Source organism: Neisseria sp. N95_16 (assembly GCF_002551535.2).
Taxonomy (GTDB): Bacteria; Pseudomonadota; Gammaproteobacteria; order Burkholderiales; family Neisseriaceae; genus Neisseria; species Neisseria brasiliensis.
Genome location: NZ_PDBT02000033.1, coordinates 1 through 26,317, shown reverse-complemented (window position 1 = coordinate 26,317; position 26,317 = coordinate 1). Strand labels below are relative to the sequence as shown.

General features: G+C 48.6%; 30 protein-coding genes and 1 pseudogene. 20 read left to right on the top strand and 11 right to left on the bottom strand.

Features of this window, described 5'->3' with window-relative positions:
* Positions 1–166 precede the first annotated feature (166 nt).
* Positions 167–826 carry a uracil-DNA glycosylase gene (gene ung, locus CRG49_RS06940; protein ID WP_095503575.1) on the bottom strand — a complete coding sequence of 220 codons (660 nt, stop codon included), beginning with the start codon at positions 824–826 and terminating at the stop codon, positions 167–169.
* A gap of 143 nt (positions 827–969) precedes the next feature.
* Between ung and CRG49_RS06935 the strand changes: the two genes are divergently transcribed.
* Positions 970–1,239 (top strand): DUF1040 family protein, encoded by a 270-nt coding sequence (locus CRG49_RS06935; RefSeq protein WP_095503576.1) that lies wholly within the window; start codon positions 970–972, stop codon positions 1,237–1,239.
* 41 nt (positions 1,240–1,280) lie between these two features.
* On the opposite strand, the gene CRG49_RS06930 is transcribed toward CRG49_RS06935, so the two are convergent.
* Complete coding sequence (locus CRG49_RS06930) at positions 1,281–2,006, bottom strand: hypothetical protein (protein ID WP_154143287.1); 726 nt, start codon at positions 2,004–2,006, stop codon at positions 1,281–1,283.
* Between the two features lie 87 nt (positions 2,007–2,093).
* Positions 2,094–3,104, bottom strand: a complete 1,011-nt coding sequence (gene trpS, locus CRG49_RS06925) for a tryptophan--tRNA ligase (protein ID WP_095503578.1) — start codon at positions 3,102–3,104, stop codon at positions 2,094–2,096.
* Positions 3,105–3,362: 258 nt separating this feature from the next.
* Between trpS and clpB the strand changes: the two genes are divergently transcribed.
* From clpB to CRG49_RS06910, 3 genes are all read left to right on the top strand, one after another.
* On the top strand, positions 3,363–5,936 hold the full coding sequence (gene clpB, locus CRG49_RS06920) for an ATP-dependent chaperone ClpB (protein WP_095503579.1): 2,574 nt from the start codon (positions 3,363–3,365) through the stop codon (positions 5,934–5,936).
* A 153-nt stretch (positions 5,937–6,089) separates the two neighbouring features.
* The gene (locus tag CRG49_RS06915; protein WP_095503580.1) at positions 6,090–6,584 is read left to right on the top strand and encodes a hypothetical protein; all 495 of its coding nucleotides are present in this window, start codon (positions 6,090–6,092) and stop codon (positions 6,582–6,584) included.
* Positions 6,585–6,792: 208 nt separating this feature from the next.
* Entirely contained in the window at positions 6,793–7,563 is a 771-nt protein-coding gene (locus CRG49_RS06910; RefSeq protein ID WP_095503581.1) for a transporter substrate-binding domain-containing protein, read from the top strand.
* 62 nt (positions 7,564–7,625) lie between these two features.
* On the opposite strand, the gene CRG49_RS06905 is transcribed toward CRG49_RS06910, so the two are convergent.
* The 3 genes from CRG49_RS06905 to CRG49_RS06895 form a co-directional block, all read right to left on the bottom strand.
* Entirely contained in the window at positions 7,626–8,597 is a 972-nt protein-coding gene (locus CRG49_RS06905; RefSeq protein WP_095503582.1) for an SPFH domain-containing protein, read from the bottom strand.
* A gap of 23 nt (positions 8,598–8,620) precedes the next feature.
* Positions 8,621–9,034, bottom strand: coding sequence for an NfeD family protein (locus CRG49_RS06900; protein ID WP_095503583.1), 414 nt, complete (start codon positions 9,032–9,034; stop codon positions 8,621–8,623).
* A gap of 146 nt (positions 9,035–9,180) precedes the next feature.
* Positions 9,181–9,804 carry a LysE family transporter gene (locus tag CRG49_RS06895; protein ID WP_154143289.1) on the bottom strand — a complete coding sequence of 208 codons (624 nt, stop codon included), beginning with the start codon at positions 9,802–9,804 and terminating at the stop codon, positions 9,181–9,183.
* 90 nt (positions 9,805–9,894) lie between these two features.
* Between CRG49_RS06895 and CRG49_RS13315 the strand changes: the two genes are divergently transcribed.
* The 3 genes from CRG49_RS13315 to CRG49_RS06880 all read left to right on the top strand — a co-directional run bounded on the left by CRG49_RS13315 (position 9,895) and on the right by CRG49_RS06880 (position 12,120).
* The gene (locus CRG49_RS13315) at positions 9,895–10,431 is read left to right on the top strand and encodes a hypothetical protein (protein WP_195690091.1); all 537 of its coding nucleotides are present in this window, start codon (positions 9,895–9,897) and stop codon (positions 10,429–10,431) included.
* Positions 10,432–10,490: 59 nt separating this feature from the next.
* Positions 10,491–11,543, top strand: coding sequence for an NADP(H)-dependent aldo-keto reductase (locus tag CRG49_RS06885; RefSeq protein WP_095503584.1), 1,053 nt, complete (start codon positions 10,491–10,493; stop codon positions 11,541–11,543).
* Between the two features lie 142 nt (positions 11,544–11,685).
* On the top strand, positions 11,686–12,120 hold the full coding sequence (locus tag CRG49_RS06880) for a MarR family winged helix-turn-helix transcriptional regulator (RefSeq protein WP_095503585.1): 435 nt from the start codon (positions 11,686–11,688) through the stop codon (positions 12,118–12,120).
* Positions 12,121–12,179: 59 nt separating this feature from the next.
* Here the strand turns inward: CRG49_RS06880 and ppx are convergent, their stop codons facing one another.
* On the bottom strand, positions 12,180–13,688 hold the full coding sequence (gene ppx / locus CRG49_RS06875) for an exopolyphosphatase (protein WP_095503586.1): 1,509 nt from the start codon (positions 13,686–13,688) through the stop codon (positions 12,180–12,182).
* 204 nt (positions 13,689–13,892) lie between these two features.
* Here ppx and CRG49_RS06870 point away from each other — a divergent pair, with 204 nt between their 5' ends.
* From CRG49_RS06870 to CRG49_RS06850, 5 genes are all read left to right on the top strand, one after another.
* The gene (locus CRG49_RS06870; RefSeq protein WP_095503587.1) at positions 13,893–14,525 is read left to right on the top strand and encodes a lytic transglycosylase domain-containing protein; all 633 of its coding nucleotides are present in this window, start codon (positions 13,893–13,895) and stop codon (positions 14,523–14,525) included.
* Positions 14,526–14,660: 135 nt separating this feature from the next.
* Positions 14,661–16,043: an MFS transporter gene (locus tag CRG49_RS06865; protein ID WP_095503602.1), complete on the top strand. Its 1,383-nt coding sequence runs from the start codon at positions 14,661–14,663 to the stop codon at positions 16,041–16,043.
* A 1-nt stretch (position 16,044) separates the two neighbouring features.
* Positions 16,045–16,596 carry a single-stranded DNA-binding protein gene (locus tag CRG49_RS06860; protein WP_095503588.1) on the top strand — a complete coding sequence of 184 codons (552 nt, stop codon included), beginning with the start codon at positions 16,045–16,047 and terminating at the stop codon, positions 16,594–16,596.
* A gap of 271 nt (positions 16,597–16,867) precedes the next feature.
* The gene (gene greA / locus CRG49_RS06855; RefSeq protein WP_095503589.1) at positions 16,868–17,344 is read left to right on the top strand and encodes a transcription elongation factor GreA; all 477 of its coding nucleotides are present in this window, start codon (positions 16,868–16,870) and stop codon (positions 17,342–17,344) included.
* 96 nt (positions 17,345–17,440) lie between these two features.
* Positions 17,441–17,884: a DUF4149 domain-containing protein gene (locus CRG49_RS06850; protein WP_095503590.1), complete on the top strand. Its 444-nt coding sequence runs from the start codon at positions 17,441–17,443 to the stop codon at positions 17,882–17,884.
* Between the two features lie 72 nt (positions 17,885–17,956).
* On the opposite strand, the gene yhbY is transcribed toward CRG49_RS06850, so the two are convergent.
* Positions 17,957–18,241 (bottom strand): ribosome assembly RNA-binding protein YhbY, encoded by a 285-nt coding sequence (yhbY, locus tag CRG49_RS06845; RefSeq protein ID WP_095503591.1) that lies wholly within the window; start codon positions 18,239–18,241, stop codon positions 17,957–17,959.
* Between the two features lie 110 nt (positions 18,242–18,351).
* Between yhbY and CRG49_RS06840 the strand changes: the two genes are divergently transcribed.
* From CRG49_RS06840 to pepP, 8 genes are all read left to right on the top strand, one after another.
* On the top strand, positions 18,352–18,972 hold the full coding sequence (locus tag CRG49_RS06840) for an RlmE family RNA methyltransferase (RefSeq protein WP_095503592.1): 621 nt from the start codon (positions 18,352–18,354) through the stop codon (positions 18,970–18,972).
* 64 nt (positions 18,973–19,036) lie between these two features.
* A complete protein-coding gene (ftsH, locus tag CRG49_RS06835; RefSeq protein WP_095503603.1) occupies positions 19,037–21,016 on the top strand; it encodes an ATP-dependent zinc metalloprotease FtsH in 1,980 nt (659 codons plus the stop codon).
* Positions 21,017–21,177: 161 nt separating this feature from the next.
* Positions 21,178–21,609 carry a type II toxin-antitoxin system RatA family toxin gene (locus CRG49_RS06830; protein ID WP_095503604.1) on the top strand — a complete coding sequence of 144 codons (432 nt, stop codon included), beginning with the start codon at positions 21,178–21,180 and terminating at the stop codon, positions 21,607–21,609.
* Complete coding sequence (locus CRG49_RS06825; RefSeq protein ID WP_095503593.1) at positions 21,602–21,880, top strand: RnfH family protein; 279 nt, start codon at positions 21,602–21,604, stop codon at positions 21,878–21,880. The genes CRG49_RS06830 and CRG49_RS06825 overlap by 8 nt, the downstream gene beginning before the upstream one ends.
* A 69-nt stretch (positions 21,881–21,949) precedes the next feature.
* Positions 21,950–22,528, top strand: a complete 579-nt coding sequence (gene pth, locus CRG49_RS06820) for an aminoacyl-tRNA hydrolase (protein WP_095503594.1) — start codon at positions 21,950–21,952, stop codon at positions 22,526–22,528.
* Between the two features lie 26 nt (positions 22,529–22,554).
* Entirely contained in the window at positions 22,555–22,779 is a 225-nt protein-coding gene (locus CRG49_RS06815; RefSeq protein WP_095503595.1) for a dioxygenase, read from the top strand.
* A complete protein-coding gene (locus tag CRG49_RS06810; protein WP_095503596.1) occupies positions 22,760–23,140 on the top strand; it encodes a VanZ family protein in 381 nt (126 codons plus the stop codon). The genes CRG49_RS06815 and CRG49_RS06810 overlap by 20 nt, the downstream gene beginning before the upstream one ends.
* 79 nt (positions 23,141–23,219) lie before the next feature.
* Positions 23,220–24,530 carry a Xaa-Pro aminopeptidase gene (gene pepP, locus CRG49_RS06805; RefSeq protein WP_095503597.1) on the top strand — a complete coding sequence of 437 codons (1,311 nt, stop codon included), beginning with the start codon at positions 23,220–23,222 and terminating at the stop codon, positions 24,528–24,530.
* Positions 24,531–24,606: 76 nt separating this feature from the next.
* Here pepP and CRG49_RS06800 read toward each other — a convergent pair whose 3' ends face one another.
* The 3 genes and pseudogenes from CRG49_RS06800 to CRG49_RS06790 all read right to left on the bottom strand — a co-directional run.
* Complete coding sequence (locus CRG49_RS06800) at positions 24,607–25,173, bottom strand: SGNH/GDSL hydrolase family protein (protein WP_095503598.1); 567 nt, start codon at positions 25,171–25,173, stop codon at positions 24,607–24,609.
* A 105-nt stretch (positions 25,174–25,278) separates the two neighbouring features.
* Positions 25,279–25,524, bottom strand: coding sequence for a hypothetical protein (locus CRG49_RS06795; RefSeq protein WP_369832022.1), 246 nt, complete (start codon positions 25,522–25,524; stop codon positions 25,279–25,281).
* Positions 25,525–25,711: 187 nt separating this feature from the next.
* A pseudogene (locus CRG49_RS06790) lies at positions 25,712–26,215 on the bottom strand (HAD-IC family P-type ATPase); the annotation flags it as partial.
* Between the last annotated feature and the right edge of the window lie 102 nt (positions 26,216–26,317).

Sequence of the window (26,317 nt, the reverse complement as noted above, 5' to 3'; positions counted from 1 at the left end):
CCGCCGACCGAGAAAGACATTGGACTATGAGACACCGGGTGATCTGTTTTCAGCAGCCCTTGCCAATGGCATTTGAGCGTTGCACTTGAAATGCGAATGTAAGGGCTTTTGTAATAGTCGTTTCAAATAAAAATCATACTGCGTTTATATTTAAGGTAAAACTTGATTAAACCTGCCAATCAATTTCCGCCAAACCTTGCGCCTTTAAATACGCATTGGCTTGCGAGAAATGGCGGCAGCCGAAAAAGCCACGATAGGCGGAAAGCGGCGAGGGATGTGGCGCGGTCAACACCAAGTGACGGCTGCGGTCGATAAAAGTGCCTTTTTTCTGTGCGTGGCTGCCCCACAGCATAAACACAATATGCTCGCGGTGTTCGTTAAGCTGGGCGATTACGCGGTCGGTGAAGCGTTCCCAGCCTAAAGGCGCGTGCGAATGCGCTTGTCCGGCGCGCACGGTCAACACCGTATTGAGCAGCAACACGCCTTGTTCCGCCCAGTGCTGCAAATAGCCGTGTTGCGGAATGTGAAAGCCTTCGATGTCGGTGGCCAATTCCTTATAAATGTTCGCCAAAGAAGGTGGAATCTGAATATCCGGCCGCACCGAAAACGACAAACCATGCGCCTGACCTGCGCCGTGATACGGATCTTGCCCCAAAATCACCACTTTCACCTGATGAAACTCGGTTGCCTTAAACGCATTAAACACATCCGCCGCCGGCGGATAAATCACCCGCCCCGACTGCCGCTCTTGCTTGACCGTGTCGATAATGTGTCGGAAATAGGGCTGCTCTTTTTCCGCGCCGATGGCTTCGTGCCAAGTTTGCATAATCGTCTGCCTGTAAACATCAATGCTGCGGATTATAGCATTTTCAGACGGCCTGAAGGCTGTTTGAATGTGTCTTTGAACGGCGCCGATAAATCCATTAAAATAAACATAAAACCGTTTTCATTTACCCGAAAGGAAACATCATGCGTTCACACCGATTGCGCGAACTTTTAGAATTGCTCGAGCCTTATTGGAAACAAGAGCCGGAAATGCACTTAACCCAAATTTTGCAGAAAATTGCCGACGAAGCAGGTTTTGACAAGCCGGTTGCCGAGTTGACCGACGAAGTGATTATCTATCATTTGAAAATGCACGGCAAAGACAAAACCGCGCCTGTGCCGGGAATTGCCAAAGATTACCAAGAAGATTTCAAAACCGCATTGCTGCGTGCGCGTGGGATTTTGAAGGATTGAAAAAAGGCCGTCTGAAAATTATTCAGATGGTTTTCTCTAGACTAATCATTTTCACTTGCCGTAATAACTGCAAGCGTTTGGTTATCAGGGTTATATACGCTCAAACACCACACGCCCCACCAATCCAAGCCTTCATCGAAGTAATTGCTGAATAATGAATTTTCTTGGAAATCATCGGCATATGCTTGATGGCTAACCCAGTCCAAAATCTTGGCTTGAGATTGGTTTAATCCACATAAATCGCAGAAATCCAACCATAAAGCCAAACGTGCAGCTTCATCAATGTTTTGTAACTCATAGGGTGGGTGAATGAACTGATGGCAAAGCTGTGCGCCCCAGTTTTGTGTATATTCAACATGGTTTAAAGACATTTCGTCATAAGCTTGTTGAGGCGATAAAGGCGGTAATGGTGCACAAGACATGCGCTCGGGCATTAAGCGTAAAGTAAAGTATGCATCATCGTCTGCCATTTTCTTAAGCAAGCGTTGTTGGTCTTGTTGATGGCTTTTGGGGTTGGGATGGGCTCGAATATTGTGTAGCTTATGAAGATTTTCTGTGTGTACTTTTTGTCGTAAATCGTCATATTGCGGACGAATCACGTTTTCAAAAAATGCGATGACAGCAGCTTGGTGGTCAGCTTCTGTGGGCGCAGTTGCTTGAGGCCATTTTTTAACGCTGAATTGAAAAGCGCAACCGGATTGTTGCATTCGATATATTAAATCTTGCTGTTGTGTTGTCATGAATAAGGGATGGTTGTGAGGAAGCATTTTTATTCCTTAAAAAAAGCTTTCATGGATAAAAGGCCGTCTGAAAATCAAATCGATTGTTCAGACGGCCTTTGCCATGTTCAAACCTTATTTCAATGCACGAATACCCACCGCATCGCGCACTTCGTCCAACAACACACGCGCTTCTTTGCGGGCTTTGGCGGCACCGGCCTGCAAAATCTCTTCGATTTGGGCGGGATTGGCCGTCAGTGCCGCGTAGCGTTCGCGCGGTTCGGCCAATTCGGCGTTGATTTTGGCGGCCAACAGTTTTTTCGCTTCGCCCCAAGCCAAGCCTTCGGCCAGCATTTGGGTAAATTCGGCGGTTTCAGACGGCGTGGCGAAGGCTTTATAGATTTCAAACAACGGGCTTTCGTCGGGCTGTTTCGGTTCGCCCGGCTCTTTCAGGTTGGTGATGATTTTGTTGACCGATTTTTGGGTTTTCTTGTCGTTTTCCCACAGCGGAATGGTGTTGCCGTAGGATTTTGACATTTTACGGCCGTCTAAGCCGACCAGCAATTCAACCTGCTCGTCAATTTTCACTTCGGGCAGGGTGAACACTTCTTTAAAGCGGTGGTTGAAGCGGCCGGCGATGTCGCGTGCCATTTCCACGTGTTGGATTTGGTCGCGGCCGACGGGAACTTCGTTGGCTTTAAACATCAAAATATCGGCGGTCATCAAAATCGGGTAGCTGTATAAGCCCATTTCGATTTGGTGGTCTTGGTCTTCTTGGCCGTTGTTGAGGTTATCCTGCACGGCGGCTTTGTAGGCATGGGCGCGGTTCATCAGGCCTTTGGCGGTGATGCAGGTCAGAATCCAATTGAGTTCCATGATTTCAGGAATGTCGCTTTGGCGGTAAAACGTGGTGCGCTCGGGGTCAAGACCGCATGAAAGCCAAGTGGCGGCCACGGCTTGGGTGGATTCGTGAATCATTGCCGGATCGTGGCATTTGATGATGCCGTGGTAATCGGCGAGAAACAGAAAAGATTCGGTATCATCGGCTTGCGCGGCGCGGATGGCCGGGCGGATGGCACCGACATAGTTGCCCAAGTGGGGAATACCGGTGGTGGTAACACCGGTAAGAACGCGTTTTTTGCTCATGGTGGATTCCTGTGTTTCGGCTTGAAAAGGCCGTCTGAAAAAGAATAGGGCTTGATTATACCTGATTTGTAGGGATTTTTTCAGACGGCCTTAAAGATAAGGGAAAAGGCCATCTGAAAAGTTATGCACAATTTTAATTATATATAAAACAATAATATAAGATAAAATCATCAAAAAATACGCATTCGCATATTGAGTTATCCACAGATGGCTTTATATAGGGGTTAACAGAATATTTCCACGAGAAGGAAGCAAAAGATGAGATTCGACAAACTTACCGCAAAATTCCAACAAGCGCTGCAGGAAGGTCAAAGCTTGGCCTTAGCCGCAGACAACAGCTATTTGGAAGCAGGTCATGTTTTAAAAGCATTATTAGACGATCAAAACAGCGGCGCGGCGGCATTGCTGGCGCATGCTGGTGTGAATGTGGCGCAGGTGAAAGCCGAATTGCAAACCTTGTTGAACGGTTTCCCGAAAGTATCGGGCAATGGTGGCGAGATTTTACCGAGCCGTGAATTGCAGGCTGTCTTGAACCTGATGGATAAAGCCGCAATGAAGCGCGGTGATGCCTATATTGCCAGCGAATTGTTTTTGTTGGCTTTGGTGCAGCAAAACGATGCCACCGGCAAAGTGTTGAAAAATGCCGGTGCGACCGAACAAAACATCAATGCGGCGATTGATGCTGTGCGTGGGGGACAAACCGTGAATGACGCCAATGCAGAAGACCAACGCGAAGCCTTGAAAAAATACACCACCGATTTAACCCAGCGCGCCCGCGAAGGCAAGCTCGATCCGGTGATTGGCCGCGATGACGAAATCCGCCGCGCGATTCAGGTGTTGCAACGCCGTACCAAAAACAATCCGGTATTGATTGGCGAACCGGGCGTAGGTAAAACCGCCATTGTAGAAGGCTTAGCGCAGCGCATTGTCAATGGCGAAGTGCCGGAATCGTTGCGCGGCAAACGTCTGCTGGTGTTGGACTTGGCGGCCTTGATTGCCGGTGCGAAATACCGCGGCGAATTTGAAGAACGCTTGAAAGCCGTGTTGAACGACTTGGCCAAAGACGATGGCAACACATTGATTTTCATCGATGAAATCCATACTTTGGTCGGCGCAGGTAAAACCGATGGCGCGATGGATGCCGGCAATATGTTGAAACCGGCTTTGGCGCGCGGTGAATTGCACTGTATCGGCGCGACCACTTTAGACGAATACCGCCAATACATCGAAAAAGATGCCGCGCTGGAACGCCGTTTCCAAAAAGTATTGGTGGGCGAACCGAGCGTGGAAGACACGGTAGCGATTTTGCGCGGCTTGCAAGAGCGTTACGAAATTCACCACGGCATCGACATTACCGACCCGGCGATTGTGGCCGCAGCCGAATTGAGCGACCGCTATATTACCGACCGTTTCCTACCCGATAAAGCCATTGATTTGATTGACGAAGCTGCCAGCCGCATCAAAATGGAATTGGATTCCAAACCGGAGCAGATGGACAAACTCGACCGCCGCATTATCCAGTTGAAAATGGAAAAAATGCACGTTGAGAAAGAAAGCGACGAAGCCAGCAAAAAACGCTTGGAGCTGATTGACGAAGAAATCGATGGTTTGCAAAAAGAATACGCCGATTTGGACGAAATCTGGAAAGCGGAAAAAGCCGCATCGTCCAGCTCGGCCGATATCAAAAAACAAATCGATGATTTGAAAGTGAAAATCGAGCAGGCCAAACGCAGCGGCGATTATGCCAAAGCGTCTGAGCTGGAATACGGCGAACTGCCGAAATTGAGCGAGCAACTGGCCGCCGCCGAGAGCAATCCGGAAACCAAAAAAGCCAACAAACTTTTCCGCACTGAAGTGGGCGCGGACGAAGTGGCCGAAATCGTATCGCGCATGACCGGCATTCCGGTGGCGAAAATGATGGAAGGCGAGCGCGAGAAACTGCTGAAGATGGAAGAAGTATTGCATCAGCGCGTGGTCGGCCAAGACGAAGCCGTGCGTGCCGTGGCTGATGCCATCCGCCGCAGCCGCAGCGGTTTGGCCGACCCGAACAAACCATACGGCAGCTTCTTGTTCTTAGGCCCGACCGGTGTGGGTAAAACCGAGTTGTGCAAAACGCTGGCCGGTTTCTTGTTCGACAGCGAAGACCATTTAATCCGCATCGATATGTCGGAATACATGGAAAAACACAGCATCGCCCGCTTAATCGGCGCGCCTCCGGGCTATGTCGGCTACGAAGAAGGCGGCTACCTCACCGAGCAAGTACGCCGCAAACCGTATAGCGTGATTTTGCTGGACGAAGTCGAAAAAGCGCATCCCGATGTGTTCAACATCTTGCTGCAAGTGCTAGATGATGGCCGCCTGACCGACGGACAAGGCCGCACGGTGGACTTCAAAAACACCGTAGTGGTGATGACCTCGAATATCGGCAGCCAGCACATTCAGCAAATGGGCACCGCCGATTACGACGCGCTCAAAGAAGTGGTGATGGAAGATGTGAAAGAGCATTTCCGCCCTGAGCTGATTAACCGCATTGACGAAGTGGTCGTGTTCCACGGTTTGGCGCAGGAACACATCCGCAGCATTGCTAAAATCCAGTTGCGCGGTTTGGAAAAACGCTTGGCAGCGCAAGACTTGCATTTGCGTGTGTCTGACGCCGCTTTGGACATCATCGCCGAAGCCGGCTTCGATCCGGTATATGGCGCGCGACCTTTGAAACGCGCGATTCAAGCCGAGATTGAGAATCCGCTGGCCAAAGCCTTGTTGTCCGGCCGTTATGCACCGGAGAGCGTGATTAACGTAACTGCCGACGGCGACCGCTTGGCATTTGAATAAGCTTAGCTGATTAGTATTAGTTGGTTTAGCAGGCCGTCTGAAAGAACTCCATCTTTCAGACGGCCTTTTGTTTTTATCTTAAATAAGAATAGATTTCATTCGTATTTTAATTTAAGATAAACACCATAGCGTTTTATCGATGGAGTAGTGCGCATGAAATTCAATTTTCCCATTGCCGTCAATATGCACGAATTTTTGAAAACCGGCCGTTTTGATTACATAGAAATCGGCCAAAGCGACGAGCAGATTTTGCAGATGTTTCCCGATCCCGATTGCACATCGCAAGGCTTAATCGTCAAGCAGGGCTTGAATATTTGGCTTTATGGCAACATCGAATTTCATTTTTCAGACGGCATATTGAGCCAAATCCGCTTGGAGCATCTGCCTTTTGGCAGCTTAGACGGCGGGCGTTCGATTTTGCTGCATCCTTGGCTATTTGGCCAGCCGGAAAAGCTGAATTTGAATTTTGTACTCAACCAATTAATCCGTCATCACATCGATTTTTTCAAAATTGAAGATGCGGCCAACGTGATTTTACGCCTGCAAAGCGGTGTGGATTTGGTATTTGAAAAAGACGGGCAGCAGCGTTTGAATACAGTGTGCAAACGTAAAGTGGCATTACCGCAATGGTTGTTGGAGGCCGTCTGAACACATTTAAATGATATTGAATGATGAATAAAAGGTGTAAGGCGTTATCAGTTTGGCTATTCTTTAAAATTAATTGAAATAATCTACTAAATAAGAAAGATGATATTTTAATTATTTTCAAAAACGAAATAAAATTGCTTAAAGCGAGTTTTTCATCTTTTCATGCTAAGGTTAAAATAGCGCACGAACAAACCCTAAGGAAGAAAAGATGAGAAAATTATTGATGGCTGCCGTGTTGTCGGCATTGGCTGTTCAAGCGCACGCCGCAGCAGCACCGGATACTTTGGCAAAAGTGATGAAAAGCAAAGAATTGCTGGTGTGCTCACCGGGTGATTACAAGCCTTTCAGCTTTGACAATAATGGAAAATTTGAAGGCATCGACAATGATTTGGTCGAGCGTTTGGCACAAAGTATGGGCGCGAAAGTCAAGATTGTGAAAAGCAGCTGGCCGACTTTGATTGCTGATTTCAAATCAAAATGTGATTTGGGTGTGGGCGGTATTTCGATTACGTTGCCGCGCCAGCAGCAAGCGTTGATGAGTGAGCCGTATTTTACCAATGGCAAAACACCGCTGGTGCGCTGCGAAGATGTATCTAAATACCAAACGGCCGAACAAATCAACCAGCCGCATGTGCGTATTGTGGCCAATCCGGGCGGCAGCAACGAAAATTATGCCCGCACGGTATTGACCAGCGCCAAGCTGACCATGCACCCTGAAAACCTGACCATTTTTAATGAAGTGGCAGAAGGGCGCGCGGATGTGTTTGTGACAGAAGCAGCCGAAGCGATTGTGAAAACCCATGAACACAAAGGCGTGTTGTGCGGCGTGAATCCGGATAAACCGCTGCGTCCGGCGCAAAATGCTTGGCTGATTCGTGACAATGATTTCCGCTTTAAAGCTTATGTTGACCAATTCCTGCGTTTGGAAAAATTATCCGGCGGATTGGATCAAACCATCCAACGCTGGTTGCCTCGCTAAGTTTTCAATACATAAAAAGGCCGTCTGAAAAATCATTTTCAGACGGCCTTTTTACTAAATGATTATTTCAAAATCGATGAAGAATTTTTATTTCCTTCCACAATCTTCAAGCCTGCGGAAACCAAGCTGCCGATGTCGGCCACGTTGGCCGGCATAATCAAGGTATTGTTTTCTTTAGCCAGTTTGCTGAAGGCTTCGACGTATTGTTCGGCCACTTTCAGATTCACCGCTTCATTACCGCCCGGGTGTTGCAAGGCAGCGGCCACGGCGCGGATGGCATCGGCGTTGGCTTCGGCCACCAAGCGCAGGGCTTCGGCTTCACCTTGGGCGCGGTTGATTTGCGCTTCTTTTTGGCCGCGTGATTCGTTAATCGCTGCCTGCATTTCGCCTTCGGATTGTTGAATCTCGGCTTCACGCTGACCGCTGGCCAAGTTGATTTGCTCGATTTTGCGGCCTTCCGATTCGGCGATGCGGGCGCGTTTTTCACGCTCAGCGGTAATTTGTGCCTGCATTGAGCGCAGAATTTCTTGCGGCGGAACCAAGTCTTTGATTTCGTAACGCAACACTTTCACGCCCCAAGAAGTGGCTGCTTCGTCTAGCGCAGCCACGACGATGCTGTTGATTTCGTCACGCTCTTCAAAGGTTTTATCCAATTCCATGCGGCCGATAACCGAGCGCAGAGTGGTTTGCGCCAATTGGGTAATGGCCATAATATAGTTGCTAGTGCCGTATGAAGCGAGCTTTGGATCGGTTACTTGGAAATAAATAATGCCGTCAACGGTAAGCTGGGTGTTGTCGCGCGTGATGCAGACTTGGCTGGGTACATCAAGCGGAATTTCTTTAAGCGTGTGTTTATAGGCCACGCGATCGATAAAGGGAATCAGAATGCTCAAACCGGGATTAAGCACTTTGTGAAAACGCCCCAAACGCTCGACCACATAGGCTTCTTGCTGCGGCACGACCACAAAGGCTTTAAAGCCGAAGACGATTACCGCCGCCAAAATCAGAATTGGAAAGCTGTATAAAATTTCCATGTTTTTTCCTTAATGTGAATGGATTAATGTAAGTGAATCAATAAAATATTGCCGTTTTTGCCGGTAATCACGCCGGTTTGTGCGGTGGCAGCGGCTGGTGCATTCAATGCCTGCGCCTGCCAATGTGTGCCGCGATAAATCACTTCGTAATAATCGGTGTGTAAATGGCGTGAAATCTGCACGGTTTGGCCGACATCGAGATCATTGGCAAGGTTTTCAATTTCATCCGGCTTGCGGTGTTTTTGAATCCAACCGCGCGCCCACCAGATGCCTAAAGCGGATAAAACAGCTGCGGTAAGAATCGCAGCCACGGTGTTGGCGGTCAACCATGCCACTAAACCTGCGCCGAATAAAGCAGCACTCACCACCATCAGATAAATCGTGCCGATAAACAGCTCGAGTATCAGCAGGGTAGCGGCTAAGATAAACCAAATCATTGCGCGTCTCCTTATTATTGTTGTGGTTAAATCAATTAAATGTATCAAATAGCTTTGGAAATTCAAAGTTTTATAACATATTTTTACATATTCATTTGTAATAAAAAAGGCCGTCTGAATGTTTCAGACGGCCTCGTTTAAATCGGTTACGAAAATAAAGCCTTATAAATCAAGTAGCCACCAAAGCACAAGAAAAACAAGCCGGAAAAATTATCCAAATAGCGGCTGTAGCGGCTGTAAAACCGTTTCACGGCTTGGCCGGAAAACAAAACCGCCAAACCGGTGAAGAAAACGATGGTTTCCACCCAAAGCAGCAGCAAGACACCGGCAATTTGCCATGTTTCGGTGATGTCTGCCAACACTGCCGACATCACGCTGCTGAAATAGACCACGATTTTGGGATTGGAAAGATTGACGAACAAGCCCTTTTTCATCTCGTTCAAAGGGGTGGTAGGCGTGGCAGCCGCAGCGGCTTCGGCATGGCGGAAATCGGCGTTTTGCCGCACATTCACCATTTTCCAACCCAAATACATCAAATAACTGCCGCCCAAACACATCAATACGGTGTTGAACATCGGAAAGGTTTTCAACAGCAGCGATAAGCCGAGCATGGTGGCGCTGGCCCAAAACATCACGCCGGTGACGATGCCCAATACGGCAAACACGGCATTTTTGCGGCCGTGTAACGCGGCGGTGCGGGCGATGTAGAAAAAATCGGGGCCGGGGCTCATCATGCCGAGCAGGTGGATGATAATAATGTTCCAAATCATGGGGTTTTTCGTGGGCTTGGTGGGTGTTAAAACCATTACAGGGTGGCTATAATAACATTTTCTGAATCATTCCGAATCGTTAGGATAGAAATCATGCGCAAATTTTTCTTGTTGTTATTGCCAATAATGCTGGCGGCCTGCGGTGGCCAGTCTGATAAACCGGCCGATGAAGCGCAAGCCGGTGTACCGCCGAAGCCTTTGTTTAAAGTGAAATATATTGATGAGGGCGCGATTAACGGTTTGGCATTGGGTGCTGCGCAAGCAGGTCAAACGGTTGACGGCAAGCCGAGCGCAGTCTATCCGATTGAGGGTATGGGTGATGGCAACCAAGTCGAGCTTATCGGTGAGCGCGGCAACGATTTAGAAATGATTCGCGGCACCTGTATGGAAACCGATGGTGGTAAAAACATCGGTTGGCGCAAAGACGGTACCTGCCACACTTTATTTGCCAAACTGGTGGACAATGTGGCGGAAGACAGTGCTAAGCTGACCGATTATCTGATTAGCCATGCCGGTTTGAAATCGTATTCTGAAAACAAATCGGGCTATGCCGCCGTACAAACCGGCCGCTATATTTTGGAAGCCGACAGCGATGGCGCATTTTTCTTCCGCCGCCGCAATTATTAATTGATTTTCAGACGGCATTGAAGCATTAGGCCGTCTGAAAACATTCTGAAAGGAATTTTATGGAACAGCGCAAACTCGGTCGCACCGGCATTGAAGTGAGCAAAATCTGCTTGGGCACCATGACGTGGGGCGAGCAAAATACCGAACAAGAAGCTCATGAGCAGCTGGATTACGCTTTGGCCAACGGCGTGAATTTTATCAACACGGCGGAAATGTATCCTGTGCCGCCGGGTAAGGAAACCTATGCCACCACCGAGCGCTATATCGGCTCATGGATTAAAGCGCGTGGCAAGCGTGATGATTTTGTGTTGGCAAGCAAAATCGCCGGCCCGACCGGTGCCAACCGCTTGGAAAGTTATATCCGCAACGGCAACGACTTTTCGCGCGCGCAAATCCTAGAAGCCTGTGATGCCAGTTTGCAGCGTTTGAACACCGATTATTTGGATTTGTACCAACTGCATTGGCCGGAGCGCAAAGTGAATTTCTTCAGCAAATTGGGCGTAGCCGACTTGCCGGCTGACGAAGCCTTTACACCGATTGAAGAAATCGTCGATGCTTTGGGCGAATTGGTGAAACAGGGCAAAATTCGTGCCTTCGGTTTGTCGAACGAGACGCCGTGGGGTGCGATGCGCTATCTCAACCAACACGAACAAAACACCGATTTGCCGCGCGTGGCTTCGGTGCAAAATCCGTACAACCTGCTCAACCGCAGCTATGAAGTGGGCTTGAGCGAAATTTCTTTGCGTGAAGACATCCCGCTGTTGGCTTATTCGCCGCTGGCGTTTGGCGTGTTGACCGGTAAATACCGTCACGGCGCGAAACCGGAAGGCAGCCGCTTGGCTTTGTTTGAACGTTTCCAACGTTACACCAAGCCGAAAGCGGAAGAAGCGGTCGAGCGTTATGCCAAAATCGCCGAAGAAGCGGGTTTGACGCTGACGCAATTGTCTTTGGCGTTTGTAACGCAGCAAGCGTTTGTCGGCAGCAACATCATCGGTGCGACCACGATGGATCAATTGCGCGAAAACATCGCCACGGCTGACGTGGTGTTAAGCGAAGATCTATTGAATGCGATTAATGATGTGCATGCCGAAATCAGCAATCCTTGCCCTTAATCATTAAGCGGTAGAACAAGGCCGTCTGAAAACAAATCAGGTTTTCAGACGGCCTTGATTACGTTAATATTACCTGATGCAGCTTACGGCTGAAAATGGAGGCCGTCTGAAAATAAATACAATCATCACAAAGGAAGAGAACATGGCATACCTGACTTACCGTTTAGTGCAAATCAGTTCAGCGGCGATTAAAGCGGCCGATGTTTATTACTACGATGCCGTCGGTTTGAAAATTCGTGAGTTGCGTGTATTGCGTTTGCTGCACGATATGCCCGGTAGTACGCCGACAGAGTTATTGGAAAATTTGGAACTGGATAAAACGCTGTTGTCGAAAAATTTGGCCGCTTTGGAGCAGCGTGGTCTGATTACCCGTACGGTAGATGAACGCGATAACCGCCGCCAATGCCTGCATTTGAGCAAACGCGGTGAAGAAGCTTGGTTGGTGGCGGAAACCATCGGGCACAATTTGGAAAAAGACATGTTTGCCGATTTATCTGATGAAGAATGGGCGCAATTGCAAAACTTGCTTGAGCGTGCGTTGGAATCGTTTAATAAATGGCAGAAAAGCCATTCTTAATCTTAATAAGCAAATTAAACAGGCCGTCTGAAATTCAGACGGCCTGTTTAATTTTTGATTTACAAGGTTTGCACATCAAAAGGCTGATTGATTTTGTTCCATTGCTGGCTTTCGTATTCCAACGCTGAAGCAATCAATGGATGCTTGTCGAGCCAAGCTTCGCTGATGCGCAGCAACACGCTTTGCTTGTCTTCATCGGTGCGGAATTGCAGTTGGTTCGGCAATTCCAGCGGCAAACGTGCGCGGCAGAAGAGTGCAGCCAAGCGCAGCGACAAAATGGCATACCACAGCATTTGATCGTCGCCGACGACATCAACCATTTTTTTCAAATCGCCGCGATGGCCGAGCACCAATTGCGACAGGATGATTTGTTCTTTGCGTGAAAAGCCAGGCATATCGGCGTATTCTAAGATATAGGCCGAATGTTTGTGGTAGCCGGTGTGGGCGATGTCTAAGCCGATTTCGTGCAGCAAACCTGCCCAGCGCAAGAATTGCTTCCAATTGGCCAAATCCTGCACTGGCACATTCAGCGCCAAACACATATTTTCCATAAAGGCTTGAGCCGTTTCCGACACGCGCTTGGCTTGGTTTTGGCTGACATGGTAGCGTTTTTGGAATTCGGCTGTGGTTTGGTCGCGCATGTCGGCGTTTAATTTACGGCCGATGAAATCGTAGAATACACCGTCGCGCAATGCGGCTTCGGTGACCATCATTTTTTTGATTTCCAGCTCTTCAAAAGCCGCCATCATCACGGCCAAACCGCCGGCGAATACTTCCACGCGCTCTGGTTTTAAGTCGCTTAATTTGGCTTTTTTCACCGAACCGGCATCGATGATGCGGTCGGCCAGCTTTTTCATGCCTTCGTAAGTGATGTCGGATTCTTGCGGATATTCGGCAGCCAATACGTCACGAATAGATTTGGCCGAACCGGAAGTGCCCACCGAGAAATCCCAACCGGTTCGTTTCATCATTTTGCTGATGCGCTGAATTTCGTTGCGCGCGGCAGAAATGGCGGCTTGGAAATCTTTGGCGGTGATTTTGTTTTGGAAAAAACGCATGCTGTAGGTCACGCAGCCTAAAGCCAAGCTTTCGGTGTTGGTCGGCTTTAAGTCTGAACCGATGACAAATTCTGTCGAACCACCGCCGATGTCGATGACCAACATGCGGTCGCCGTTGGGTGGTAGGGTGTGCACCACGCCGGTGTAAATCAAACGTGCTTCTTCGCGGCCGGCAATAACTTCAATCGGAAAGCCTAACGCAGCTTCTGCTTTGGGAATAAATTGGGCAATATTTTTAGCGACACGGAAGGTATTGGTAGCCACTACGCGTACTTGCTCAAACTGAAAGCCTTGCAGCCGTTCACCAAATTTAGCCAAACACTCCAAAGCGCGTTGTTGTGACTCTTCGCTAAGGAATTTTTGTTCGTCCAAACCGGCAGCCAAGCGCACCATTTGTTTGAAGGAGTCAATAATTTTAAGTTGGCCGTTATTATTTTCACAGATTTGCAGGCGGAAGCTGTTGGAACCTAAGTCCACAGAAGCAAGAAGGTTTGAGCTGGGGGCTGTCATAGGAATGAATCGGATGGGATAAAATGAAGACGTTATGTTACATGGCGCCAAAAATACTGTCATCCCCTAATGTGGATATCCTTTGATTCAGTGCAAAGATACTCATATAATAGGCCGTCTGAAAAATAAACCCGATATTCAGACGGCCTGTTAAACGGCATAAATCCTATATTAATAATATCTGTAAACACAATACGTTAGCTCATGGAAAAAACTGCTCATCTGATTGTTGAACCTTCTTTATCACGCCGCCGCTTGCTGATTGCGGGCGGCGCCTTGCTTTTTAGCCCCGCTTTGGCCGTTGCCGGTGCGCAACGCGAAGAGACGTTGTCGGACGATGTGGCATCGGTGATGCGCGGCTCGATTAATAATGTTAATCCGGCGCGTTTGGTGTTTGCCAGTGCGGCGGAAGGCGAGCGTTGGCTGCAAACCATGTCGTCGCGTTTGGCAAGATTCGTGCCTGATGCCGCAGAGCGCCGCCGTTTGCTCATCAATATTCACTACGAAGCCAGCCGCGCCGGATTGGATCCACAAGTGGTATTGGGTTTGATTGAAGTGGAAAGCGCGTTTCGCCAATATGCGATTAGCGGCGTGGGGGCGCGCGGTTTGATGCAGGTGATGCCGTTTTGGAAAAACTACATCGGCAAGCCTTCGCACAATCTTTTCGATATCCGCACCAACCTGCGCTACGGTTGCACCATTTTGCGCCACTATAATAATGTGGAAAAAGGCAATTTGGCGCGCGCGTTGGCACGGTTTAACGGCAGCTTGGGCAGCAATAAATATCCCAATGCCGTTTTGGGTGCATGGCGCAACCGCTGGCAATGGCATGGCTGATGGATTTTGCATACGAAATCAGGCAGCTGCGATAAAGCAAATGCAAAGAAATTTGAATCCTGTATAATCTTTCCGTTAACGACTTTTTAGGTTTCAGACGGCCTGATGCTTCATCAGGCCGTCTGAAAAATAATGATGGCTAGAGATAACCGCATACAAATGTTTCCGCACGAATGGCGTGCCAGCACGACGCTTTCAGGTGTCTATGCGCTGCGCATGCTGGGTATGTTTTTGGTGTTGCCGGTATTGGCTTTATATGCGGCAACCTTGCCCGGCGCGGAAAATAATAAAGCCTTAATCGGCTTGGCAATGGGTATCTACGGCTTGACGCAGGCCTTGCTGCAATTGCCAATGGGCATGGCTTCGGATAAGTTTGGCCGTAAAAAAGTGATTTACATCGGCCTGATTATTTTTGCTGCCGGTAGCTTTATGGCGGCGGTGGCCGATTCTTTAACCATGCTGGTGGTGGCGCGTGCTTTGCAGGGCGCAGGTGCAGTGAGTGCGGCGGTAACGGCTTTACTGGCGGATTTGACGCGCGATGAAGTGCGCACCCGTGCCATGGCGATGATAGGCTTGAGTATTGGCCTGACTTTTTCCGTGAGCTTGGTATTAGCGCCGATGATATCGGCTTGGATTGGCGTGCAAGGCTTGTTTGCCCTGACCGGTGTGCTGACACTGATCAGCATCGGCGTGGTGGCATGGTTAACGCCCAATCCCGAACAATCCCGCGTGCACGATGATGCGCAAGCCCAGCCGGGTCGGGTGGCGGAAGTATTGAAAAACCGTCAATTATTAAGCTTGGATTTCGGTATTTTCGCGCTGCATGCGGCGCAAATGGCGCTGTTTACCACCTTACCATTTGCCATGGAAGCATTGGGCTTGCTGAAAACCCAGCATTGGAAAGTATATCTGCCGGCAACCATCATCGGCTTGGTGTTGATGGTGCCGTTGATTATTGTCGGTGAAACACGCAATAAGCTGAAACAAGTGTTTATTTTCGGCATTGCGTGTATTACTTCGGCGCAAATCGCTTTGATGTTCGGCCTGAACTCGATTTGGCTCATCACGGCGTTTATGATTATTTATTTTATTGGTTTCAATGTGTTGGAAGCCAGCCTGCCATCGATGGTGTCGAAAATCGCGCCATCGGATTTGAAGGGCACGGCAATGGGTGTGTACAATACCATGCAATCCATCGGCCTATTTGTCGGCGGTACGATTGGCGGGGTGTTGTTCCAGCATTACGGTTTCAATGGTGTGTTTGCCTTTTGCAGCGCGTTGATGTTGGTGTGGTTGCTGATTGCTTGGGTGTCACCAGCGCCGAAGCCGGTGAAAAACATAGCTTATGCGGTGCAGCCGCAATGGCAGGGGCGAACCGATGCACTTTACCATGCGTTGACCGGATTATCCGGTGTGGAAGCGGTGACGTTCAGCCAAGACAAACAAACCGTTTATATTAAAGCGTTGCAAAAAGGTTTCGACCCGTCGGCGGCGGAAAAAATCATTTCAGGAGATTAATATGTCATTGAATAAAGTCATCCTTATCGGCCGCTTGGGTCGTGATCCGGAAGTCCGTTACATGCCCAACGGAGAAGCTGTGTGCAACTTCAGCGTCGCCACCAGCGAAACATGGAATGACTGCAACGGCCAACGCCAAGAGCGTACCGAGTGGCACAACATCACTATGTATCGCCGTTTGGCTGAAATCGCCGGCCAATACCTGCGCAAAGGCAGCCAAGTATACTTGGAAGGCCGTATCCAAAGCCGTAAATACCAAGGCAAAGACGGCATCGAGCGCACTGCTTACGACATCATCGCCAGCGAAATGAAAATGCTCGGCGGCCGCAACGATAATTCAGGCGGCGCACCTTATGATGACGGCGGCTATGACCAAGGTAGCTATCAAGGTTCGCAAGGTGGTTACCAACAATCGGCACCACAGCAATCTTATCAATCTGCTCCGGCTCACCAGCAAGAAGCGCCAAGCGCGCTACCGGCTGCCCCAGCTCGCCGCGCACCAACTACTCCGGCTGCTCCGGTTGACGATATTGATGACGATATTCCGTTTTAATCATTAGGCATAAACAGGCCGCCTGAAAAATCGATTCAATTTTTTCAGACGGCCTATTGCTTGTGTACCCAATAAACCACGAATCGCCGTGAAATCCTCTTTTGGGATTGCGGTTTTCAGGTTTGGTGGTACAATAACGCTATTCAATTTCTTACGAACAAGCCGCCGAACACAGGCGGCTTGTATTTTTATTTTGCGCCCGCGGTCTGACCGACCGTGGGCGCGACACCATCAATGAAGAAGCGTATAAACGCTTTGCGGAGAACATACCATGCAAAAAATTCCATTGACCGTGCGCGGCGCAGAATTGTTGAAACAAGAATTACAACACTTGAAAAGCGTTGCCCGTCCGGAAGTGATTGAAGCGATTGCCGAAGCGCGTTCGCACGGTGATTTGTCGGAAAACGCCGAATACGAAGCTGCCAAAGAGCGCCAAGGTTTCATCGAAGGCCGCATTTCCGAATTGGAAAACAAATTGTCTTTGGCACATATCATCAATCCTGCCGAAATCCATGCCGAAGGCAAAATCGTGTTCGGCAGCACCGTGACCTTGGAAGACTTGGAAACCGAAGAGCAAGTGACCTACCAAATCGTCGGTGAAGATGAAGCCGATATTAAAGAGCGCAAAATTTACGTCGGTTCACCGATTGCCCGCGCTTTAATCGGAAAAGAAGAAGGCGATGTCGCGGAAGTGCAAGCGCCGGGTGGTGTGCGTGAATACGATATCATTTCGGTGCAATATATTTAATTTATCTATTATAAGGCAATAAATCCGTTATGGGATTTGAACCAGGCCGTCTGAAAGCATATACTTTCAGACGGCCTGATTAACAAGGGAGAAATGATGAATAAATTGGTTGTTGATTTAGCCGGTATATGGCTGGGTATGCAAGTGATGGCAGGCTATGTTGCCGCGCCGGTGTTGTTTAAAAGTTTGCCTAAATTGCAGGCCGGTGCAATTGCGGGCGAGCTGTTTAACGTGGTGTCTTACACCGGTTTGGTGGTTTGGGCATTGGTGTATTTTGTCGGCAAACGTGTTGCGGCGGTGCGCAACGTGCAATCAATCAACGGTAAATTGATTGCGGTATTGTGGCTGGGGTTGGCTGCCAATCAATTTTTGGTGACACCGGTGATTGAAGCGCATAAAACACAAACCACCAATTGGTTGCTGAGCTTAACCGGCGGTTCATTCGGCATGTGGCACGGTATTTCCAGCTTGATTTACATGATTTGCGCGATTTTGGCGCTGGTGCTGGTGTGGCGGATTTCTGCTTTGGAATGGAAGTAAATCTAAAAAATCAAAAGGCCGTCTGAAAATCATTTTTTCAGACGGCCTTTATAATGGAATCGTTTAATCGGTTTACATTTCTAAGTTTTTACGCCATAAAACCAATAATTTACCAATGTGTTGCACCAATTGCGCATCCACCGCTTCGCACAATGCATTGCAGATTTCTACGCGCTCTTGGCGATCGTCACCCAATACGCGCACTTTAATCAATTCGTGAGCGGTGAGGGCAGCATCGGTTTCTTTGATCACAGATTCTGTCAAACCGTGTTGTCCGATCATTACCACCGGATTCAGGTGATGCGCGCGGGTTTTGAGTTCCAAAATTTCTTTGGTGCTTAATTTATCGTCAGTCATGTTTGTATTGCTTAAATTAAAAATAATAATCTGATATTGTACGCGATTTAACGGCGGGCTGCGAGAAAATAACGTACAATAGAGCCATTCAATTTTCACATTCACACACTATGGCAGTACGTTCCAAATCTTCTAAAGCATGGCTCAACGAGCATGTGAACGACCATTATGTCCACATGGCGCAAAAAGACGGTTATCGTGCGCGTGCAGCTTATAAGCTTTTGGAAATCAACGAAAAAGACAAGCTCATCAAGCCGGGCACGATTTTGGCTGATTTGGGCCGTGCACCGGGCAGCTGGTCTCAGGTAGCAGCCAAATTGGTCGGTAAAAACGGCCAAGTATTTGCTTTGGATATTTTGCCAATGGACGAAATCGAAGGCGTTTCATTCATTCAAGGTGATTTTCGCGAAGACGATGTGTTGGCGCAATTTGAATCGCTGTTGGATAATCGCCCCTTAGACCTTGTAATTTGTGATATGGCACCCAATATGTCGGGTAATGCCGTGACCGATCAGGCCAAGAGCTTTTATTTATGCGAATTGGCTTTGGATTTTGCTGCCAACCATTTGAAAACAGGTGGTAATTTTTTGGTTAAAGTATTTCAGGGAGCAGGCTATCAGGAATATCTGGCGGCCATGCGGGTGGTTTTTGGCGTGGTGCAAACACGCAAGCCTGAGGCTTCCCGCAATCGTTCCAGTGAGATTTATTTATTGGGCAAAAATAAACGCTGACAATATGGGCAGCGTGCATTAAAATCGTTTCTTTCGTTTACCTTTATATATGGAGCCTGATTCAGTGGGGAATACCATTAAACATGTATTGGTCTGGTTGGTGCTGGGTGTCTGCCTGATGGCGGCATTCAATGCCATTAATGACAAGCAGGAAAATAAACAACAAATCGAATATTCGCAGTTTATCCAACAGGTAAACAACGGTGAAGTGGCCAGCGTGAATATCGAAGGTTCGGTCGTGAGCGGTTATCTGATTAAAGGTGAGCGCGCCGATAAAACTTCGTTTTTCACCAATGCGCCGCTTGACGATAAGCTGATTCAGACTTTATTGGATAAAGATGTCCGCGTCAAAGTGACGCCTGAAGAAAAACCGAGCATGCTCGGCAGCTTGTTCTTCAGCCTGTTGCCGGTATTGCTGTTGATTGGCGCATGGTTCTATTTCATGCGCATGCAAAGCGGTGGCGGCGGTAAAGGCGGTGCGTTTTCATTCGGTAAGAGCCGCGCCAAATTGTTGGATAAAGATGCCAACAAAGTGACCTTTGCTGATGTGGCCGGTTGCGATGAAGCAAAAGAAGAAGTTCAGGAAATCGTTGATTATCTGAAAGCGCCGACCCGCTATCAAAGCTTGGGTGGTCGCGTGCCGCGCGGTATTTTGCTGGCCGGTAGCCCGGGTACCGGTAAAACCTTGCTGGCTAAAGCAATTGCCGGTGAAGCAGGTGTGCCGTTCTTTAGCATTTCCGGTTCGGATTTTGTGGAAATGTTTGTTGGTGTTGGTGCCAGCCGTGTGCGCGATATGTTTGAGCAAGCCAAGAAAAACTCGCCTTGCATCATCTTTATCGATGAGATTGATGCCGTAGGTCGCCAGCGTGGTGCAGGCTTGGGTGGCGGTAATGATGAACGCGAACAAACCTTGAACCAATTGCTGGTTGAGATGGATGGCTTTGAAAGCAATCAAACCGTAATTGTGATTGCTGCAACCAACCGTCCGGACGTATTGGATCCTGCTTTACAACGCCCAGGTCGTTTCGACCGTCAAGTAGTGGTGCCGCTGCCGGATATCCGTGGCCGCGAGCAAATTTTGAAAGTGCACGCCAAAAAAGTGCCTTTGGATGAATCGGTTGATTTGACTTCATTGGCGCGCGGTACGCCGGGTTTCTCTGGTGCCGATTTGGCTAACTTGGTAAACGAAGCCGCTTTGTTTGCCGGTCGCCGCAATAAAATCAGAGTCGATCAAAGCGACTTTGAAGATGCCAAAGACAAAATCTACATGGGTCCTGAGCGCCGCTCAATGGTGATGCACGAAGATGAAAAACGTGCGACGGCTTATCATGAATCGGGTCATGCCATTGTGGCCGAGAGCTTGGACTTCACCGATCCGGTGCATAAAGTCACCATTATGCCGCGCGGCCGAGCCTTGGGCTTGACTTGGCAGCTGCCGGAACGCGACCGCATCAGCATGTATAAAGATCAAATGCTGAGCCAAATCGCGATTTTGTTTGGTGGACGTATTGCCGAAGATATTTTTGTCGGCCGTATTTCTACCGGTGCGTCCAACGACTTTGAACGCGCAACGCAAATTGCCCGTGAAATGGTGACCCGCTACGGCATGAGCGACAAAATGGGCGTGATGGTTTACGCGGAAAATGAAGGTGAAGTGTTCTTGGGTCGCAGCGTGACCCGTTCACAAAATATTTCTGAAAAAACCCAGCAAGATGTGGATGCCGAAATCCGCCGCATTTTAGATGAGCAATACGCCGTGGCTTACAAAATCTTGGACGAAAACCGAGATAAGATGGAAACCATGTGTAAAGCACTGATGGATTGGGAAACCATCGATCGTGATCAGGTATTGGAAATCATGGCAGGCGAGCAACCTAGTCCGCCGAAAGATTACAGCCACAACCTGCGCAAAGACGAGCCTGAAGAAGAAAAAGGCGAGCCGGAGCAAGTGATGGTGATTACGCCTGAAGGTCCGCAAACCGAAGTGCAAAATGTTAAACCTGAACATGCTTCTGATCATGATTCGGGTGTGAACAAGCCATAATCGGCATATCAAACGGCAGCGTTAACGCTGCCGTTTCTTCATATCTGAAACCATCATAATAAGCCAAAAGAACATCAATATTGAAGATTATTGCTTTAGGCCGTCTGAAAAGGCCGGCAAATTCGTTTATAATGACGCTTTTGCTTAAGTTTGATTCCGCCATGAAAACAGTAGAAAAAAGCGTGTTGGTGTTACACAGCGCCAAGCAGATGTTTGAGTTGGTTGACCGCGTGGAGGATTATCCGACATTCCTGCCGTGGTACAGCAAAACCGAAATCATCGAGCGCACCGATACCGAATTGAAAGCGCGCCTGTTTATGGACTACATGGGCGTGCGCCAATCGTTTGCCACGCATAACCACAATATTCCCGGTCAAGAAATCAAAATGGATTTGCTCGAAGGGCCGTTTAAAACCCTGCGCGGCACTTGGCGATTTGTTGATTTGGGTGACGATATGTGCCAAATCGAATTTAAATTGGAATACGAATTCAGCAGTTCGATTTTGTCGGCGATGATTTCGCCGGTGTTTAATCATTTGTCCGGCACCTTGGTGGACGCATTTGTTAAAGAGGCTGACCGCCGCTATGCTTAATATTGAAATCGTGTACGGATTGCCGGATAAGCAAATGTTGAAAACCATGCAAGTGGCAGAAGGGACGACCATCCGCCAAGCAGCTTTGCAAAGCGGTTTGGAAAACGAATTTCCCGATTTGGATTTATATTCGGCCAAGCTTGGCATTTTCGGCAAAATAGCCAAAGACGATACCGTATTACGCGATAAAGACCGCATTGAAGTGTATCGCCCTTTGCTGATCGACCCGAAAGAGGCACGCAGACAGCGCGTGCAAAATCAGGAAGATTGAATTTGAGGCCGTCTGAACCCTTTTATTTCAGACGGCCTTCTGTAAGAACCACACACCAAAGAGAAAATCATGTCTAACCCAATTAAAATGATCGTCGGCCTAGGCAACCCCGGCAAAGAATACGAAGCAACCCGCCACAATGTCGGCTTTTGGCTGCTCGATGAATTGGCGTGGCAATGGAAAGCGACGTTTAAAGATGAGAAAAAATTCTTCGGCGAAGTGGCGCGTGTCAGCCGCCCTGAAGGGGATATTTGGCTGATTAAACCGATGACGTTTATGAACCGTTCCGGTCAGGCGGTGGCGGCCTTGGCACAGTTTTACAAGATTGAACCCGAAGAAATTCTGGTGGTGCACGATGAACTCGACATCGAATGCGGCCGCATTAAATTCAAGCTCGGCGGTGGTAATGGCGGCCACAACGGCTTGAAAGACATTCAAGCCCGATTGGGTACGCCGAATTTCTACCGCCTGCGTCTGGGCATTGATCATCCGGGCGATAAGGCTCTGGTGTCGGCTTATGTGTTGAACAAACCGAGCACGGAACACCGCCAATTGATTGAAGATTCGGTCAATAAATCCATCAAAGGCATACCGCTATTGACGGCGGGTGAATTTGAAGAGGCGCAGCGTTTTTTACACAGTCGATAACTTTATATTTTCAGACGGCCTAAACCATGAGTGAATTGATTGATTTGATTGAAACCGAAAGCCTCGGTACAGTCGAAGAAACCCTTGATTTTTTGTTATACGAATGCAGCTTAGATGATGCCCCAAGCCGTGAAGAAGTAGAACAATGGCGCGACTTGCTAAACGGGCGCGGTGGCAAATTCGTACGATTGGCCAAAATCTGCCAAACATGGCTGGACGAAGAGGGTGAACATGACCTTACCGCGCAATAAATTTACCGCATTGGCCGCGCTGTGGTTTGCGGCTGCCATTTATTCACTGCTGTTGCGAGAACCAACAGGCGGCGCGCCGCCGTTTCCAAATTTCGATAAAGTGGCGCATTTTGCTTTGTTTTTCGCACACTTTTGGCTGCTCACCAAAGCATATATGGCCGATAAGCACCCGATTCCGTATCGCGGCCTGATGATTGCCGCCGTGGTGTTTGCCATTGCCAGCGAGTGCGCGCAGGCAATGTTTACCCAAACACGCGAAGGTTCGTTTGGGGATGCGGTGGCCGATGTCTGCGGTGCGGCGGCAGCTTTGTGGTTTACCCGAAAAATCGAGCAAGCCAAAGGGTTGGAATCGCCTGATTAATCTTTAACTACAAACAGTTATCAATCATAGAGGCCGTCTGAAAGCTTGGAAAAGTTTCAGACGGCTTTAAGGAAACATAATGAACAATACCCCGTTTATCCAACGCCGCCAACGCGTGCTGCAACAAATCGGCAGCGAAGGCGTGGCGGTTTTGTTTGCCGCGCCGGAACAGCGCCGTAGCAACGACACCGAATTTCCATTCCGCCAAGACAGCTATTTTCATTACCTGACCGGCTTTGACGAGCCGCAAGCGGTGTTGCTGCTGGATGGTGCGACGCAAAAAAGCATTTTGTTCTGTCGCGAAAAAGATGCCTTAAGCGAGATTTGGAACGGCTTTCGCTATGGGCCAGAAGCGGCGTTGGAAGTGTTCGGTTTTGATGAAGCCTATGCAAATATCGAATGGCCGGCAAAATTAACGCAAGCGCTGGTGAATAAAAAAAGCCTGTATGCCTTGTGGGGCTTATATCCCGAACACGATAAAGAAGTGATGGCCAAATGGCACAGCGTGCAGCAAAGTGCCGGCCGCCGTATTCAAACCAACACTTATGTGCCGGAAAATTTGGCTGATTTGGCGGCGTTGTTGGACGGTATGCGCTTGATTAAAGACGATCACGAAATTGCGCTCTTGAAAAAAGCCGGTGAAATTAGCGCGTTGGCGCATATCCGAGCCATGCAGAAAACACGACCAGGCATGAATGAGCTGCAGATTGAAGCCGAAATTTTGCACGAATTCATGCGTCACGGCGCGCGTTTTCCGTCTTACAACAGCATTGTGGCAGGCGGTAAAAATGCGTGCTGTCTGCACTATGTTGACAACAAAGATATGCTGCAAGACGGCGATTTGCTGCTGATTGATGCCGGTGCCGAATATAATTTTTACGCCGGCGACATCACACGTACTTTTCCGGTAAACGGTAAATTTACCGCGGCACAAAAAGACATTTACGAAATCGTGTTGGCGGCCAATGAAGCCGCCATCGCCGCCGTGAAACCGAATGCCGATTGGGGTGAGGTTCACTTAATCGCGCTGAAAATCTTGGTGCAAGGCTTGATTGATCAAAAATTATTGCGCGGCACAGTTGACGGCAACATCGAATCACAAGCCTATCAACGTTTCTACATGCACGGCTTGGGTCATTGGGTCGGCTTGGATGTACATGATGTCGGTAAACGCTGGCACAACGGCAAGCCTTTATTGCTGCAACCAGGCATGTGCAGCACCATCGAGCCGGGCTTGTATATTGCCACGGCCGATGATATTCCTGAAGTCTTCCACAATACTGGTATCCGCATTGAAGACAATGTATTGGTAACCGAAAACGGTTGTGAAAATTACACCGCCTTAGCGCCGAAAAGCGTAGCGGATATTGAAGAAGTGATGCGTGGCTAGGTCGCTTGAAATTGAATAACGCCAAAAGGCCGTCTGAAGCATTAAGTTTCAGACGGCCTCATTTTGATTAATTTATTCAAAAACTAACTTTCCGAATCGATTCAGCCACGGCCTCACCCAATATTTCATTACCGAACTCATTGAAATGCAGCCCGTCGCAGATGGTCAGCGCGGTTAAGTCTTGCATAAACATCAACGCATATAAATCATTAATGGCAAAACCGAATTCATGTGCCAAGTCTTGGGCTATTTGGTTATAGGTTTGAATATCTTTCAAATAGCGGCGCGATGATTTGGTCACATTGTGTACGCTTTGTAAAAAAGGCGTGCTGCTTGCCCAGATAAGGTGTGCGCCGGTTTGCTGCAAGCGGTTAAAAATTTGTCTCAGATTGGCTTGGTAGGCTTGAATGTCGGTTAAGGGTTGGCTGCTGCCTGCATTGTAGCGGATGTCGTGCAGACCGCAGTTTAGGTGAATAATGTCTCCGGCCTGCGCACCTTGTGTCCATTGTTCGATGTGTTGCAACACATCATGTGATGAGCGGCAATTGTTGATCGGTGAGAGTATGGGTACATCGGATAGGGCAGCTTGTACTGTAGCTTCATAGCCCAGTCGGATTGAGTCGCCGATAAGATAAACCGTCATGTTTCCCCCTACTGTTAAGGCCGTCTGAAATAATTAATATTATAATATTAATTATTTCAGACGGCCTTAACATGGGTCAAATCATTAGGTTGGATTCTGTAAAGCTTATTTGGCTTGATAATTTTGTCGGTAAAAATCAATCAATTGTTTAGCTTGTAGCATCGGCAGGCCGAAGCGGTCGGCCACGGCTTTTAAATCTTTGATTTCTACGCCGGTGAGGTTTTGGCTGATCCATTCAAATGTATCCGGCTTGCTTTTGATGTGTTCTAAATAAGCCTGTTTGCGTTTCCAATTGCGCGACCATACCAGTAATACGGTAAAAATCAACAACGCAATCAAAAAGATATTCATTGCAGCCATCATTTCCATGGTTGGGCTTTCATCAAAAAATAAAGGAGATTATAAACGAAAAAAGGCCGTCTGAATGCATGTCGCGTTCAGACGGCCTGAGAGCTTTTCAAGCTCTCCATCTTGGGCGCATTTCTTCGTTTCTGAAGTTTTGCAAAGGTCTCGGCCTTTATCCTTTCGAATAATGGCATCATTCAATTTTCACACGTTTCAAGCGCAACGCATTGGTTAATACCGATACCGAACTCAGCGCCATTGCCGCGCCGGCAATCACCGGGCTGAGAAAACCCAAAGCAGCCAGCGGGATGCCGAGGATATTGTAGAAAAAGGCAAAAAACAGGTTTTGCTTGATGTTCCTCAACGTAGCGCGTGACACAAGCAGGGCCTCGACGAGTTGGTTGACCGAATGCTGCATCAATGTTGCCGAAGCGGTGTGTTCGGCCACATCGGCGCCCCCTTTCATGGCGAAGCTGACATTGGCCGCAGCCAGAGCAGGGGCATCGTTGATGCCGTCGCCAACCATGGCGACAACTTTGCCGTCGTCTTTGAGTTTTTGCACCGCCGCTGCTTTATCGCGCGGGCTCATGTTGCCAAACGCGTGTTCAATGTCCAGTTGCGCGGCGATGTATTCGACGGTATTTTGATTGTCGCCACTCATTACATACACCTCGATATCATGCGCTTTCAGACGGCCTTACATTCGCATTTCAAGTGCAACGCTCAAATGCCATTGGCAAGGGCTGCTGAAAACAGATCACCCGGTGTCTCATAGTCCAATGTCTTTCTCGGTCGGCGG

Excerpts from the sequence above, each read along its gene's own strand:
- ung (WP_095503575.1), bottom strand. The coding sequence starts at position 826 with ATGCAAACTTGGCACGAAGCCATCGGCGCGGAAAAAGAGCAGCCCTAT.
- CRG49_RS06935 (WP_095503576.1), top strand. The coding sequence starts at position 970 with ATGCGTTCACACCGATTGCGCGAACTTTTAGAATTGCTCGAGCCTTAT.
- CRG49_RS06930 (WP_154143287.1), bottom strand. The coding sequence starts at position 2,006 with ATGCTTCCTCACAACCATCCCTTATTCATGACAACACAACAGCAAGAT.
- trpS (WP_095503578.1), bottom strand. The coding sequence starts at position 3,104 with ATGAGCAAAAAACGCGTTCTTACCGGTGTTACCACCACCGGTATTCCC.
- clpB (WP_095503579.1), top strand. The coding sequence starts at position 3,363 with ATGAGATTCGACAAACTTACCGCAAAATTCCAACAAGCGCTGCAGGAA.
- CRG49_RS06915 (WP_095503580.1), top strand. The coding sequence starts at position 6,090 with ATGAAATTCAATTTTCCCATTGCCGTCAATATGCACGAATTTTTGAAA.
- CRG49_RS06910 (WP_095503581.1), top strand. The coding sequence starts at position 6,793 with ATGAGAAAATTATTGATGGCTGCCGTGTTGTCGGCATTGGCTGTTCAA.
- CRG49_RS06905 (WP_095503582.1), bottom strand. The coding sequence starts at position 8,597 with ATGGAAATTTTATACAGCTTTCCAATTCTGATTTTGGCGGCGGTAATC.
- CRG49_RS06900 (WP_095503583.1), bottom strand. The coding sequence starts at position 9,034 with ATGATTTGGTTTATCTTAGCCGCTACCCTGCTGATACTCGAGCTGTTT.
- CRG49_RS06895 (WP_154143289.1), bottom strand. The coding sequence starts at position 9,804 with ATGATTTGGAACATTATTATCATCCACCTGCTCGGCATGATGAGCCCC.
- CRG49_RS06885 (WP_095503584.1), top strand. The coding sequence starts at position 10,491 with ATGGAACAGCGCAAACTCGGTCGCACCGGCATTGAAGTGAGCAAAATC.
- CRG49_RS06880 (WP_095503585.1), top strand. The coding sequence starts at position 11,686 with ATGGCATACCTGACTTACCGTTTAGTGCAAATCAGTTCAGCGGCGATT.
- ppx (WP_095503586.1), bottom strand. The coding sequence starts at position 13,688 with ATGACAGCCCCCAGCTCAAACCTTCTTGCTTCTGTGGACTTAGGTTCC.
- CRG49_RS06870 (WP_095503587.1), top strand. The coding sequence starts at position 13,893 with ATGGAAAAAACTGCTCATCTGATTGTTGAACCTTCTTTATCACGCCGC.
- CRG49_RS06865 (WP_095503602.1), top strand. The coding sequence starts at position 14,661 with ATGGCTAGAGATAACCGCATACAAATGTTTCCGCACGAATGGCGTGCC.
- CRG49_RS06860 (WP_095503588.1), top strand. The coding sequence starts at position 16,045 with ATGTCATTGAATAAAGTCATCCTTATCGGCCGCTTGGGTCGTGATCCG.
- greA (WP_095503589.1), top strand. The coding sequence starts at position 16,868 with ATGCAAAAAATTCCATTGACCGTGCGCGGCGCAGAATTGTTGAAACAA.
- CRG49_RS06850 (WP_095503590.1), top strand. The coding sequence starts at position 17,441 with ATGAATAAATTGGTTGTTGATTTAGCCGGTATATGGCTGGGTATGCAA.
- yhbY (WP_095503591.1), bottom strand. The coding sequence starts at position 18,241 with ATGACTGACGATAAATTAAGCACCAAAGAAATTTTGGAACTCAAAACC.
- CRG49_RS06840 (WP_095503592.1), top strand. The coding sequence starts at position 18,352 with ATGGCAGTACGTTCCAAATCTTCTAAAGCATGGCTCAACGAGCATGTG.
- CRG49_RS06830 (WP_095503604.1), top strand. The coding sequence starts at position 21,178 with ATGAAAACAGTAGAAAAAAGCGTGTTGGTGTTACACAGCGCCAAGCAG.
- CRG49_RS06825 (WP_095503593.1), top strand. The coding sequence starts at position 21,602 with ATGCTTAATATTGAAATCGTGTACGGATTGCCGGATAAGCAAATGTTG.
- pth (WP_095503594.1), top strand. The coding sequence starts at position 21,950 with ATGTCTAACCCAATTAAAATGATCGTCGGCCTAGGCAACCCCGGCAAA.
- CRG49_RS06815 (WP_095503595.1), top strand. The coding sequence starts at position 22,555 with ATGAGTGAATTGATTGATTTGATTGAAACCGAAAGCCTCGGTACAGTC.
- CRG49_RS06810 (WP_095503596.1), top strand. The coding sequence starts at position 22,760 with ATGACCTTACCGCGCAATAAATTTACCGCATTGGCCGCGCTGTGGTTT.
- pepP (WP_095503597.1), top strand. The coding sequence starts at position 23,220 with ATGAACAATACCCCGTTTATCCAACGCCGCCAACGCGTGCTGCAACAA.
- CRG49_RS06800 (WP_095503598.1), bottom strand. The coding sequence starts at position 25,173 with ATGACGGTTTATCTTATCGGCGACTCAATCCGACTGGGCTATGAAGCT.
- CRG49_RS06795 (WP_369832022.1), bottom strand. The coding sequence starts at position 25,524 with ATGAATATCTTTTTGATTGCGTTGTTGATTTTTACCGTATTACTGGTA.